This window comes from Lactobacillus equicursoris DSM 19284 = JCM 14600 = CIP 110162 (assembly GCF_001434815.1).
GTDB classification, from domain to species: Bacteria; Bacillota; Bacilli; order Lactobacillales; family Lactobacillaceae; genus Lactobacillus; species Lactobacillus equicursoris.
The window spans coordinates 1-13,664 of record NZ_AZDU01000002.1 but is presented as its reverse complement, the minus strand read 5'-3'; the positions used below and the strand labels follow the sequence as shown (position 1 = coordinate 13,664).

Genomic DNA, 13,664 nt, shown 5'->3' with positions numbered 1-13,664 from the left:
CGGAAAAGTAGGTGATCCTATTGCTTTTATGCTAAAATAATGAAAGAATAGCTTTAAAATTAAGCTTTACAAAGTTAGAAAGCGGAGATTGAGCATGAGGGATGAAAAGAAGATTAATCAAGAAACCAAGATGCTGTTTTTTTTTGTCTATGAACCATTTATGGCTGCCAAAATTGGGGCTGATCACTTAGAACTTGTCTATGCCAATCACAAGCTGCTTGAATTATTGTCATGCCAGGATGACCAAGAACTGGCTAATTACCTTCAGTCTAACTTTTGGCAGAGCCTAGCCAAGAAAGTTGCCGATCAGTTGAAAGAGAAGGGTAGTGTCAATCTCTGTAAGCTGCTTTTGACTGACCAGGCTGGCAAGAAGAAGCTGCTGAACCTGACAGTTAAAGAAGCGGAAGTTGGCGAAGAGAAGGTCCAGCTTTTTTACTTGCGGCCATTTTCCCTGCAAAAAGACCGGGTTACTGGCCTTCTGGACCTGCATTCCTTTAAAGAAGTTGCCCTAAGTCAAATCAAGGAACTAGCCAAGGCTGGCCAGCAGGTCTGCCTCATTTCCTTTGACCTGGTGGGGATGAAGGAATATAACAACAAGTTTGGCTACCAAAAAGGCGATGACTTGCTGCACTTTGTTGGCCAAACCATTAAAGACTGCTTTGGTGAATTTGCCTCTACTAGAGCGGTTGAAGATCGCTTTTATGCCTTTGGCTCGGTTGAAGGCCTGGAAGAGCAGCTGAAAAAACTGGCTGACCAGATCAAGACCCGGCGGGAAGTCCGGATTGGGGTCAGAAAGTTTGTCTACGGTCAAGACGACTTTACCGCGGCGCTGAACCAAGCACGGATTGCCGGCGAAAGTCTGGACAATCCTAATGAATCTGGAGTTGTCTACTACGATGACCGGATGAGCAGGAAGTTCCAGATGCAGGAATACCTGTTAAGCCACTTAGACGAGGCCTTAGAAAAGGGCTGGATCCAGGTTTACTACCAGCCGGTTGTCCGCACCTTGAGCCGAAAGGTCTGCAACCTGGAAGCCTTAAGCCGCTGGATTGACCCACAGTATGGCTTTATTTCACCTGGCGTCTTTATCCCGGTTTTAGAAGAAGCCAACTTATCTCACAAGCTGGACTTGTACGTGGTTAGAAAAGTCACCGAAATGATGAATGAGCGCTTTGACAAAGGGCAGGCGATTGTGCCGGTTTCCGTCAATATTTCTCGCTCAGACTTTACCAGCATCGACCCAGTGGCCGAAGTAGCCAAAATCGTCGACAGCCATCATTTAGGCCATGACCTGCTTCCAATCGAAATCACGGAAACAGCTGTCATGCGTAGCCGGGAAGAAATCGTCCAAGCGATCGACCGCTTCCAAAAGCTCGGCTTTAAGGTTTGGATGGATGACTTCGGGAGCGGCTATTCATCTTTGAATGCCTTAAAGGACTTTAAGTTTAATGAGATCAAGATTGACATGAACTTCATGCGCAACTTTAATGAGCGCTCGAAGAAAATCGTGTCTAAAGCTATCTCCATGGCCAAGTCTTTAGGCATCCACACCCTGTGTGAAGGGGTCGAGACCAAGCAACAGCTTGATTTTTTGAGCGACTGCGGTTGCGAGCGGATCCAGGGCTTTTACTACAGCAAGCCTTTGCCTTATAAGGAGCTGGAGCCGAACTTGATTTTTAAAAAGCTCCCTTTTGAAAATGAGGAAGAAGCCCGCATGTACAACCGTGCGGGCAAGATCGACGTGATGGTGGCCCAGCCGCTAGCCATCTATTCCTACGACGGGACTGACTGCCGGTCGCTTTTTGCGAATAAGAGTCTCCAAGACTTCTTCAAGCAAAATAAGCTTGGGGATGATTTTGTCCAAAGCGAGCGCTTCTTGAAATTGGCTGAAAGAGCAATTTACTCCCACCAAAAGGTTTCTAAGACCTTTGTCTACGGCAACCACTACTACCAAATTTCCTTTAAACCGGTGGCTGAAGGCCGCAATAATTGCCTGCTCTTAATGATGGTTGATGGGATGGTGAGCGAGCTTGAGGAAAGAGAGCTTAATCTCGATACCTCTTTAAAGAATATTTTGCCAATTTACAATCGCATTTACCTGCTGGATTATGCTCAAGACGAATGGAAGGTCTTAACCAGTGACCTGCCAGGGGAAAAGGGCGGCTTAACTATTCACGGCATTCGGGACTTTTCCGTTGACTATGGTCTGCGCTGCATCATGCACGATGACTTGTCCAAGTGGCGAAATCTGCTTGATTATCAGGCTTTGAGTGACATTTTTAAACAACAAGATAAAAACTGGTTCACGGTCAGTTTGAGAACGCAAACCAGCGTTGAAAACTATGTCTGGACCGACTACACCATCATCAAGGTCAAAGAAAACCAGATCATGCTTTTGGTCAAGATCGACACCAATGCTGAAGAATATCAGCGTGAAGACTTGATGAAGAACATCCTTAAGGGCCAGCAGCGGGGGTTTGATTCCTCCTTTGGCAATGCTCAAAGCAGGGTTTGGCAAACCCTGCTTGATGAAAGCAATATCAAGTTATTCTGGAAGGATACTCAGCGCCGCTTTGTTGGGGTCAGCCAGGCTTTTCTGGACTTTTACGGCTTTAAGAGTGCCAGTGAGATCATTGGCAAGACTGATGACCAGATTGGCTGGCACGTCAGCAATAAGCCTTTTAGAGAAGACGAGCTGATGGTCCTAGAAGAAGGCCGGGCAATTATCAATGCCAAGACCACCATGGTCTTTGATGGGGTAATTCAGCCCATCCATGCGTCGAAGTTCCCGATTTTTGACAATGGCAAGGTGGTTGGTCTGGTTGGCTACTTTGAAACGGAAAATCTGCAAAGAGAAAAGAAGTTGCCAGCCAAAAGTCAGCCGCTAGTTGACAATATGGCCAATGTTTTAAACTCGAACAGCTTGGTTCCAGAAATCATCAAATATGACGATGCCTATAAGAAGAACGGACAAGACTATGTTGCCTGCTGGATTGAAATCAGCAACTTTGACCAGCTGAAAATGGCAAATGGTCAGCGCTTTACCAGCCAGCTGATTGACCAATGCGCCAAGGCCATCAAGAATGAGATGGGGACCAGCTCCATCATTGGCCGGATTAAAGATGCTTCCTTTGTCGTAATCAGCAACTTGCTAGGCAAACAAGAAATACTGGCTGAAAGCAAAGACGTGGTAAATGAACTGAGAAATATTCATGAGGTGGCGGGAATCTCTTGTGACCTCAAGCCCCTCTTTGGCCTAGCGCTTGGCTCAGAAGCCGAAAACGGCATTGAAGCCGTCAACTTGGCCTTATACCGTAGTCAAAGTGAACAAAAAATCTCCTTTGATTCCTTTGATGAGTACCTGGACCTGCCGCTCCCAATGATCATCTATAAGCCAGTCTTTAATGCCCGGGGCGACCAGGTTGTGGATGGCATCTTGATTTTTGTCAATGAATGCTATCTGGAACTATATGGGGCCAACAAGGATGAACTCCTGGGCCGGCGTTACCGCGAAATACTGACGGGATATCCGGACTGGCTAGCAACTAGCGGTCAGGCCATTAAAGGCCGCAGCGTTCAGGGCCAATGCTATGACCGGGGGATGCGCGCCTGGGTCAACTACTATACTAAAGCGGCAGCTTTGCCTGACTGCGTGGTAACGGTCTTTACTGCTAATCGCGGTGATGACCGTCAGCTAAGAAGGGTTGCGTCGACTTCAGAAGAATACTTTGCTGTACGGTCTTACCTCCTTGACGATCACCAGTACTTTAATGCCATCCAGAAGGCTCTTAAAGAACTTGGTGAAGTTACCAGAGCCAGCCATGCGGCCTTGATTGAAATTGACCAGACGACCATGACTATTAACTATGAATGGGCCAAGGACAAACCCTTTAAAGCTGATTTGCAAAGGGTTAACTTGCAATTATTTGAACCGTTCCAAAAGATCTTGGATCAAGAAGGCGTTTTGCGGGTCAAGGATCTACATGAGTTCATGAAGGCCTATCCAGAGATTGATCAGCGCCTCAGCTTTTTGGATAGCTACCAGTTAGAAAATCTGCTGATTGTTCCTGTTAGAGACGATGAAAAACACGATATCGCCTACTTGATATTGACAGATTACTTTGACCAAGGGGATATCGATCCGGAAACCATGCTGTGGCATCTTGCGCCAGTCTTTATGAAGAAGCTCCGCGATGCGGTCTATAGAATGGATCAAAATGACCAAGACTAAAAAATAAAAGCAGTCATCATTAGATGACTGCTTTTTGCTCTACTTAGTTTTTGAGTAGTGATTGATGTTTTTTGACTATTTTCTAATCAAAAAGTTTGATCCCTTAGTCTTGTAGCTGAAGCCTTCGCCGATAGCTTCGGTAGCATCAAAGAAGGTGATGAAGGCCTTGGGATCTTCGACCTTGACTATTTTTTTCAGCTTCGGGATTTCCTTCGGCTCTAAAACCAGGTAAATCACGTGCTGCTTTTCGTTAGAATATCCGCCTTCAGCGTTAATGTAGGTAAAGCCGCGCTCTAGTTCCAGGTCGATCAGCTTGGCAATCTCCTGATATTTTTGGGAGATGATGAAGGCTCCGCGGGCTCTACGGCCACCTTCAGCGATCATGTCTAGGACTTTGGTCAAGATATAGCAAGAAACCATGGTATAGCCCACATGGTAAAAGTCTAGGTAAGACAGCGAGCAAAAGAGAGCAAGCATGTCTAAGGCCAGCATTCCGTTGCCTGGCGCAATGCCGTATTTTTCTTGGACGATTCGGGCGATAATGTCGCTGCCCCCGGTCGTTCCGTTATAGCGAAAAACTAGACCCAGGCCAAGGCCTGATACGCATCCGGCCGTCACCGTGGCCAAGAAGGGGTCGTGATGAAGCGGAACTTGTTTTATAATAGATTGCAGAGACCACGCATTAAGGAATAAGGAAAGGCAAAGGGTCCCCCAGGCTGTATAGATCATGGCTCTCTTGCCCATGTATTTTAAGCCAAGAATAATCAAGGGGATGTTGATGATGAAGGTGCTGATCCCGGGATTGATCCCCCAGAAGTGCCGAATGATCAAGGTGAAGCCGGATAGGCCCCCGTCAGCCAGCTTGTTGGGGATGGAGACCATGTCCACGCTAAAGGCGTAGATGGCTGCACCAAGTGCAATCATGATTAGATCGATCGTATTGCTAAATGTCCATTTCAAAGGTGACTTAGACATTATAATTACTCCTTTCTAATTAACCCCATGCGTAATCAATTGTAACAAATAATTATGAAAATGGAGAAGTTGAAGCAAAAGATGAAGATAAATAATTTACCCGAAGTCTTTTTAAAAGCCCAGCCGGTTTTGCAAGCCTTGGAAGATGCCGGCTTTGAAGCCTACTTTGTCGGCGGCTGCGTCCGGGACTTGCTGCTTGACCGCCACATCCACGATGTCGATATTGCCACTAGTGCCTACCCCGAAGAAGTCAAGAAGACTTTTGCCAAAAGCATTGACACCGGCATCCAGCACGGGACGGTAACAGTCTTGTATGGCGGTGAAGCTTACGAGATTACGACTTTTAGAACCGAATCGGGCTACCAGGACTTCCGCCGGCCGGACAAGGTGACTTTTGTCCAAAATCTGGAAGAAGACTTAAAGCGGCGGGACTTTACTATCAATACCCTGGCCATGAACTTGTCAGGCGAAATCGTGGACCTTTTTGACGGGCTCGGCGATTTGCAGAAAAAGGTCATCAAGGCAGTTGGCGTAGCTGAAGACCGCTTCCATGAAGACGCGCTTCGGATGATGCGGGCTGTCCGCTTCATGAGTCAGCTGAATTTTGCACTTGAGGAAAAAACGGAAGCAGCGATTGCTGACAACCATGTGCTCTTAAGCAAGATTTCGGTTGAAAGAATCAGAGAAGAATTAGTCAAACTGGCTCTTGGACCAAACAGCCAAGAGGCTTTTGACAAGTTTATTGATACTGGCCTAAGCGGCGAATGTCCAGGGCTGGCTGGCCAAGAAGAGAAGTTGCGGGTCTTTACCCAGCTGAAGGGCAGGATCACTGACGAGGCAGTTTTCTGGGCGCTTTTAGCCTTAATTATCAACCTACCGGTTAACAAGGTTACCTCCTTCATGCGGACCTGGAAAAATTCTAACGCCATGGGGCAAGAAGCCAAAGCGATCGTGACGGCTTTTGATCAGGTGACCATGGGCCAGGTCAGCAACTGGGACTTGTTTGTTTTTGGGCAAAATGCCTTAACCAAGGCACTTGAAGCAGCCGCCCTCTTGGGGCAGCCGGTTTCCAGTCAAAGCCTGCTTGACCGCTACGCGGCCTTGCCGATCAAGGACAAGGGCGAATTAGCCGTAGACGGCGGCTGGCTGATCAAGAAGGGCGTCAAGCCCTCTCCAGCCTTGGGCGACCTGCTAGACCGGGCTTTAAAAGGCGTGGTCTTGGGGCAGGTGGCTAATGACGAAGAAAGTCTGGCAGCATTTTTAGATCTGTAAGTTTTTATGAAAAATAGTAAGTAAAAAAGCGCCAATGGCGCTTTTTGTATATACAATTAGACATAGAATAAGACTGAGAAAAACATCAAGATTGAGCCCAATAAGACGAAGAAATGCCAGATGACGTGGCTAAAGGCCAGTCCCCGCATGGAGAAAAAGAGGCAGCCGAAGGTGTAGGCGATCCCGCCCCAAACCAAGAGCCAAAAGCCAGTTGAACCAAGCCGGCTATACAGCTGGCTGCCGGCCAAGATGACCATCCAGCCCATGGCGATATAAAGGATGGTGTCTAAGATGGTATGCTTGCCCTGGTTGAAGATGTAGTAAAGGATACCGGTGACAGCCAAGGCCCAGATGATGCCAAACATGATCCAGCCCTTGGCCCCGCCGATCGCGACCAGCGTATATGGGGTGTAAGACCCAGCAATGGCGATGTAGATGGAGGAGTGGTCAAAGATCTGGAAGACCCCGCGGGCTCTAGTAAAAATCAAGCTGTGGTAAAGGGTGGAAAAAAGGTAGAGCAAGAGCATGCAGGAGCCGTAAATGCTGAAGGTGGTGACTCTTAAGGCGCTGCCGGTATGGGCGGCATGGACGATCAAGATGACTAGACCGGCAACCGCCAGGCCAAAGCCAATGCCGTGGACGACTGCTGACAGGACATTGTCAACGATCAAGTATTTTTTTGAGCGGTCAGGGACCGGTTGCCAAAGATTTTTCGTCATTAGTCAAAAGTTCCTTTCGTTTAAGTCAATTAGCTTAATTTTTTTGTAAAAACTTTGTTATACTAAATCATGTATTAATTTAGATTCTATCATACTCACCATTTTTGGTAAGATGATTTGGAAATTGAGGTCAGTAAATTGTCGAAAATCAAGATTATGACAGACTCTTCAGTACAACTGAGTTCTGCAGAAATTGAAAAGTATGGGATTACCATTGTGCCTTTATCAGTCACGATTGACGGACACACTTATACTGATGGAGTGGACATTACCCGGGCCAACTTTATCCAAAAGATGGATGAAGCCAACGCCTTGCCAAAGACCAGTCAACCGCCTGTTGGTCTTTTTGTGGAAAGAATGAAGGAGCTGACTGCTGACGGCAGCGAGGTTTTGGGCATCTTCATGGCCAAGTGCCTGTCTGGTACGGTTGATTCTGCCAGACAAGCCGCTGAGCTGGTAGAAGGCAAGATCACGGTTGTTGACTGCGGCTATACCGACCGCTCTCAGGGCTACTACTGCCTGGCGGCTGCCAAAGATGCAGCTGCCGGCAAGAGCATGCAGGAAATTTTGGACCACCTGGAGACGATCGGGCAAAACATGCACCTGGAAATGATGATACCAAACTTAAAGAATATCTTAGCTGGCGGCCGCCTGGGCCGGCTGGCTAGCCGGGTAATTTCTGCCTTGAACTTCCATGTTGGCTTGACCATGAAAGAGGGCAAATTGAACGTGCCTTACCGCGGCCGCGGCAAGAAGTTCATCAAGAAATTTGACGACATGCTGGTTGACCAGATCCGCGACTTAGGCGACCAGGTCAAGTACGTGGGCATTTCTTACGTTGACACGCCAGAAGCGATGGCAGACTTAGGCAAGCGCTTTGAAGAGGCTAACCCAAACGTTGAAGTCTTTATTCAAGAGACCAGTCCGATCATCATCACCCATGCAGGCCACGAAGCTTACGCAGTCATGTTTTACACTGAATAAGCTAATTAAGCTAAAAAGTTAAAGATAGAGGTAGATTTTTATGGCGTATCGGCAGAGCTTTTATCAATTCTTGATGACCCTGAGAAATCCGGATTCAAATGAGGACATCGCGGCTTTTGCCAATAATGCCCAATTTGACTCAACTTTTCCAAGGCATGAGCAAGACTACGAGAAATTGTCAGAGTATCTGGAAGAAAATGCAGCTTACCTGCCCAGCATGACGATTTTTGACGAAGCTTATCAAGAGTATAAAGATAAAATGCAATATTAGGAATGACAAAGGGAGCCTCGGCTTCCTTTTCTATCGTTTATGAATAAAAAAGAGGGAAATAAGAATGACTAAAATACAATGGTTTCCTGGTCATATGAACAAGGCCAGAAATCAGCTGGAAGAAAAATTATCTTTGATCGACGTCGTCGTGGAAATCCTGGATGCCCGGATTCCCCTGTCATCCAGAAACCCGATGATTGAAGAACTGGTTGGCAACAAGCCCCACATCATCATCTTGAACAAGGCGGATTTGGCCGATCCCGTCATGACCAAGTTATGGCAAAAGAAATTACAAGGTCCAAGGACCCTGGTCATGGCCATGGATGCCCAGCACAACACCAACGTCCAAGCCTTGGTGACCCTCATTAAGAAGGCTTCTAGCGAAAAGGTAAAGAAGCTGGAAGAGCGCGGCGCATCAAACCCGATCGTCCGCATTGCCCTAGTTGGCGTGCCAAACTGCGGCAAGTCCACCATCATCAACCGCTTAGTTGGCCATAACGTGGCTATTACTGGCGACAAGCCAGGCGTTACCAAGGGGCAGGCCTGGCTGAAGACTAACTACGGCATCCAAATCTTGGATACGCCAGGGATCCTGTGGCCAAAATTTGAAGACCAGGACGTGGGATACAAACTGGCTGCCTTTGGCGCGATCAAGGATACGATTTTCCACGCAGACGACGTTGCCTTGTTTGTAATTCGACTTTTAAAGCAGTATTATCCAGCTTACTTGGCAAAGTTTGCCAACTGCAGCAAGGAAAAGATTGCGGCGATTAGTGACACTGACCTGCTTTTGGCCCTGACCCAAAACAACGGGATGCGGGATGACTATGACCGCTTCTCCTTGTTCATGCTGCAGCGGCTAAGAAAGGGCAAGCTGGGCAGAATTACCTTGGACAGAGTTAATAATGAAAATTAATGAAATCAAAGACTTGCTAAAGCAAGAAAATCCTGATCCTGCCTTACTTGAAAAACTTAGAGAGGACCCGCGCAAGGGAGTCGCTCAGCTTTTAGCCAGTTATGATCGCCGGCAAGAAAAGCTGAAAAAGAAGAAGGCAGAATTTTTAGGCCGCTTTGCCTATGAAAAAGCTTTTTGGCAAAGCGGGCAGCTGGTGGCCGGCGTTGACGAAGTGGGCCGGGGGCCTTTAGCTGGCCCGGTCGTTGCGGCGGCGGTAATTTTGCCAGAGGACTTTGACTTAATCGAGGTCAACGATTCCAAAAAGGTCAGTCCCGCGCGTCGCCTGGCTCTATACCCGCAGATCCTGGAAAAGGCCGTGGCGGTTGGCATTGGCCTGATGGATAATCAGGTGATTGACCAGATCAACATCTATGAAGCTGACCGACAGGCCATGAAGCAGGCGGTTGAAAAGCTCAGCGTTAAGCCGGACGCACTCTTGGTCGACGCCATGAATGTGCCGGTTGACTTGCCGCAAACTGAGCTGATCAAGGGGGATGCCAAGTCCAATTCAATTGCGGCTGCCTCCATTGTAGCTAAAGTCTACCGGGACCAGCTGATGGATGAATATGCCAAAACCTACCCGCAATATGGCTTTGAACGCAATGCCGGCTACGGGACTAGCGAGCACTTAAAGGCCTTAGCGGAATTTGGCCCAACCCCGATTCATCGGCTGACCTTTGCCCCGGTCAAAGAAAGTCTGGAGCAGCACCGGAAGAATTAAGCGTAGGATATGTTAACCAAACGATTCACTATTTTGCTAGTGGATCGTTTTTACTTGTTTTTTTAAAAAATATTTTTGCCTGCAAGTCAGGGCCAATAAAGCTTGGGCTGACCGGCTTCTTACAATCTGATCTGGATGTAAGAACAACGCTAGATCAGGCTTTGTTGCTATTTACCTGCAAGTAGCACGAGATTATCTTTTCTAGTATGCTTGGGCTGTGGCATTAATTGAAAGAAAAATTACAGTATCGATAATTATAAAATGAATAAGACAGAATTTTTGCTTCGGCTCAAGCTGCAAAAGGGGCTCAGCTACCTCAAGATTCTGCAGGTCATGCAGCAGATGCCGGTTGATGAAGATATTGACCATGAATGGATCAATTGCTTGGAATTGCCAGAAGATATTCTGACGCTAGTTGAACACGCCTACCTGGATGATCGCTATGAAAGTGCAATTGAGAATTTACAACAGCAGTTTAACATTATTAGTTTTTTTGATGAATCCTACCCTTTGGCCTTGAGAGAAATCTACAGACCGCCAATTATGCTTTTTGCCAAAGGCGACTTGTCCTTACTCAGGCATGAGGTCACGGTCATTGTGGGCTCCCGGTATCCAACTTCTTATTCGGCCCGGGTCATCGAAAACATCATGCCGGCCTTGATAAAGAGAAAGCAAGTCGTTGCTAGCGGCCTGGCACGAGGCGTTGACGCCATTGCCCATCAGATGACCCTGCGTTTTGGCGGCAAGACGATTGCGGTTGTAGGTAACGGCCTTAATTATTTTTACCCGCAAGAGAACATGGAGCTGCAGCGGCAGATCGCTGAACGTGGGCTCTTGCTGAGTGAATACCTGCCGGATACGCCGCCGCGTCCTTTTCGCTTCCCTGAACGCAACCGGATTTTGGCTGGGATCTGTAAGAACGTCATCGTGACCGAGGCTAAGGAACATTCGGGATCGCTAATCACGGCAAATTTAGCCTTGCAAGAAAATCGCAACGTTTATGCCGTGCCAGGACTAATCACCAGCCCCTTGTCCAAAGGCACCAATCAGCTGATTTCAGCGGGGGCTACGCCCATTATTGACGGCAAGCTTGAAATGTTAATGTAAAGTAAAATTAGTCTTTTTTCTAAAAAGTCATTTGTTCTTTGGTTGACAATTTCCAAAATTATTTCTATATTGAAGGAGATTTAATTTCAAATTTGAGGGAAAGGGGCATTTGATGCCTACCAAAGCAAAAGATACCGAAAGTAAGAAGACTAAAGCCGCTAAGACGACAAAGGCCAAGACCAAAAAGACCCGTGCTAAGAAGAGCAAGGTCAAGAAGGACCTGGTGATCGTTGAATCCCCGGCTAAGGCACATACGATTGAGAAATATTTGGGCAACAAGTATCACGTCATTGCCTCTAAAGGCCATATCCGGGATTTGCCCAAGTCCCAGATGGGGGTTGACCTAGACAACAACTACCAGCCAAAATACATCTCGATTCGCGGCAAGGGCGATACCATCAAAGAGCTGAAGGCTGAAGCCAAGAAGGCTAATAAAGTTTACCTGGCTTCCGACCCTGACCGGGAAGGAGAAGCGATTGCTTGGCACGTTGCCCACGTTTTGGGCTTAGATGAACACGACAAAAACCGGGTTACCTTTAACGAAGTTACCAAAGATGCGGTTAAAGATGCCTTCAACCATGCCAGAACCATCGACATGGACACGGTTGATGCCCAGCAGGCCCGCCGGGTCTTAGACCGCTTGGTTGGCTACTCCTTGTCCCCAATCTTGTGGTCCAAGGTCAAGAAAGGTTTGTCAGCAGGGCGCGTTCAGTCAGTTGCCTTGAAGCTGGTTATTGACCGGGAAAAGGAAATCAAGGCCTTTAAGCCAGTTGAATACTGGACAATTGAAGCTGAATTTGCTCATGGCAAGAGCAAGTTTCAAGGCTCTTTTTACGGCTTAAAGGGTAAAAAAGCTGATTTGCCAAATAACAAAGCTGTTCAAGACGTTTTAGCCAAGCCTGACAAGAAAAAGCCTTTTGCTGTAACCAAGGTGGTTAAAAGAGAAGTCAAGAGACAGCCCGCTGCCCCATTTACCACTTCCACCATGCAGCAAGAAGCCAACCGCCGACTGAACTTTAGAACCTCTAAAACCATGAGCATTGCCCAGCACCTTTATGAAGGGGTGAGCCTGGGCAGAGAAGGCACGGTAGGTTTGATTACTTACATGAGAACTGACTCTAAGAGAATCAGCCCAGTTGCCCGGGCAGAAGCTGCCAAGTTTATTGACGAAGAATATGGCGCAGAATACGCGGTTAAGAAAGAGCGCCACTTCAAGAACCAAGAAGATGCGCAAGACGCCCACGAAGCAGTCCGTCCAACTAGCGTCTACCGGACGCCAAAATCATTGGAGAAGGTGCTGACTAAAGACGAACTGCGTCTTTACACCTTGATTTGGAGCCGCTTTGTGGCTAGCGAAATGACGCCGGCTGTCTTTGATACGGCCCGCTATGACTTAACGCAAAATGACGTGACCTTTAGAGCTAGCGGCTCTGTGATGAAGTTTGCTGGTTATACCAAGGTCTATGACAACCGGAGTGACAAAAACGTTGCCCTGCCTGACCTGGCTGAAGGGGCAGAAGTCAAGATGACCAAGTCTGACAACAAGCAGCACTTTACCCAGCCGCCTGCCCGCTATACTGAAGCCAGCCTGGTCCGGGCCCTTGAAGAAAACGGCGTTGGCCGGCCGTCAACTTATGCCCCAACCATCCAAAACATCCAGTCTCGTAACTACGTTAAGCTGGAAGGAAAGGCAATCGTACCAACTGAACTTGGCGAAATCGTCGATGGCTTGGTTGAGCAGTTCTTCCCAGATATTACCAGCGTTGACTACACGGCCAAGGTGGAAAATGATCTGGACGAAGTGGAAAAGGGCAAAGAAGAGTGGGCTAAGGTTGTTGACCGTTATTATAAGCCATTTTCTAAAGAACTGGAAAAGGCAGACAGCGAGATTCAAAAGATTCAAATCAAGGACCAGCCAGCTGGCTTTGACTGTGAGATCTGCGGGGCGCCAATGCTGATCAAGATGGGTCGCTATGGCAAGTTCTATGGCTGCTCTCGCTTCCCTGACTGCCGCCACACCCAAACCATCGTCAAGAAGATTGGCGTTACCTGCCCTAAGTGCGGGAAGGGTGAAGTTTTGGAGAAGAAGTCCAAGAAGGGCCGGAAGTTCTATGGCTGTTCTCGCTACCCAGAATGCGACTTTGTTTCCTGGGACAAGCCGATTGCCCGGGCATGTCCAAATGATGGTCACTTCCTGGTTGAAAAGAAGCGCAAGGACGGGATCGTGGTCTTATGTCCAAATGGCGACTACAAGGAAGAGCCACAAGAACCAGAAGAAGCTGAATAAAGCTAGATAGTCTTAACTAGATATTAAAATGCCGCCTGATGGCGGTATTTTTTTCGAGTCAATCATTGGGTAGCCAACAGCTGTAAAAAAATGTAATCAAAAATATCAATTGGTAAATTGCAAGAATAATTTGAACACCCAC

At 47.5% G+C, this 13,664-nt stretch carries 10 protein-coding genes; 8 read left to right on the top strand and 2 right to left on the bottom strand.

Annotation, left to right across the window (positions count from 1 at the left end; translation table 11 throughout):
• Positions 1-94 precede the first annotated feature (94 nt).
• Positions 95-4,231: an EAL domain-containing protein gene (locus tag FC20_RS00700; protein ID WP_008459955.1), complete on the top strand. Its 4,137-nt coding sequence runs from the start codon at positions 95-97 to the stop codon at positions 4,229-4,231.
• A gap of 75 nt (positions 4,232-4,306) precedes the next feature.
• Here FC20_RS00700 and FC20_RS00695 read toward each other — a convergent pair whose 3' ends face one another.
• The gene (locus FC20_RS00695; protein WP_008459956.1) at positions 4,307-5,206 is read right to left on the bottom strand and encodes a YitT family protein; all 900 of its coding nucleotides are present in this window, start codon (positions 5,204-5,206) and stop codon (positions 4,307-4,309) included.
• 81 nt (positions 5,207-5,287) lie between these two features.
• On the opposite strand from FC20_RS00695, the gene FC20_RS00690 reads away from it, so the two are divergent.
• A complete protein-coding gene (locus FC20_RS00690) occupies positions 5,288-6,478 on the top strand; it encodes a CCA tRNA nucleotidyltransferase (protein ID WP_008459957.1) in 1,191 nt (396 codons plus the stop codon).
• Between the two features lie 56 nt (positions 6,479-6,534).
• Here FC20_RS00690 and trhA read toward each other — a convergent pair whose 3' ends face one another.
• The gene (gene trhA, locus FC20_RS00685) at positions 6,535-7,197 is read right to left on the bottom strand and encodes a PAQR family membrane homeostasis protein TrhA (protein ID WP_008459958.1); all 663 of its coding nucleotides are present in this window, start codon (positions 7,195-7,197) and stop codon (positions 6,535-6,537) included.
• Between the two features lie 138 nt (positions 7,198-7,335).
• Between trhA and FC20_RS00680 the strand changes: the two genes are divergently transcribed.
• From FC20_RS00680 to topA, 6 genes are all read left to right on the top strand, one after another.
• Positions 7,336-8,181 (top strand): DegV family protein, encoded by an 846-nt coding sequence (locus FC20_RS00680; RefSeq protein ID WP_008459959.1) that lies wholly within the window; start codon positions 7,336-7,338, stop codon positions 8,179-8,181.
• Positions 8,182-8,221: 40 nt separating this feature from the next.
• Positions 8,222-8,452: a YozE family protein gene (locus FC20_RS00675; protein ID WP_008459960.1), complete on the top strand. Its 231-nt coding sequence runs from the start codon at positions 8,222-8,224 to the stop codon at positions 8,450-8,452.
• A gap of 64 nt (positions 8,453-8,516) precedes the next feature.
• Complete coding sequence (gene ylqF, locus FC20_RS00670) at positions 8,517-9,368, top strand: ribosome biogenesis GTPase YlqF (RefSeq protein WP_008459961.1); 852 nt, start codon at positions 8,517-8,519, stop codon at positions 9,366-9,368.
• Entirely contained in the window at positions 9,358-10,128 is a 771-nt protein-coding gene (locus FC20_RS00665) for a ribonuclease HII (RefSeq protein ID WP_008459962.1), read from the top strand. Before ylqF ends, FC20_RS00665 begins: the two co-directional genes overlap by 11 nt.
• A 261-nt stretch (positions 10,129-10,389) precedes the next feature.
• Entirely contained in the window at positions 10,390-11,235 is an 846-nt protein-coding gene (dprA, locus tag FC20_RS00660) for a DNA-processing protein DprA (RefSeq protein ID WP_008459963.1), read from the top strand.
• Positions 11,236-11,347: 112 nt separating this feature from the next.
• Complete coding sequence (topA, locus tag FC20_RS00655; protein WP_008459965.1) at positions 11,348-13,522, top strand: type I DNA topoisomerase; 2,175 nt, start codon at positions 11,348-11,350, stop codon at positions 13,520-13,522.
• The last annotated feature ends 142 nt before the right edge of the window (positions 13,523-13,664 follow it).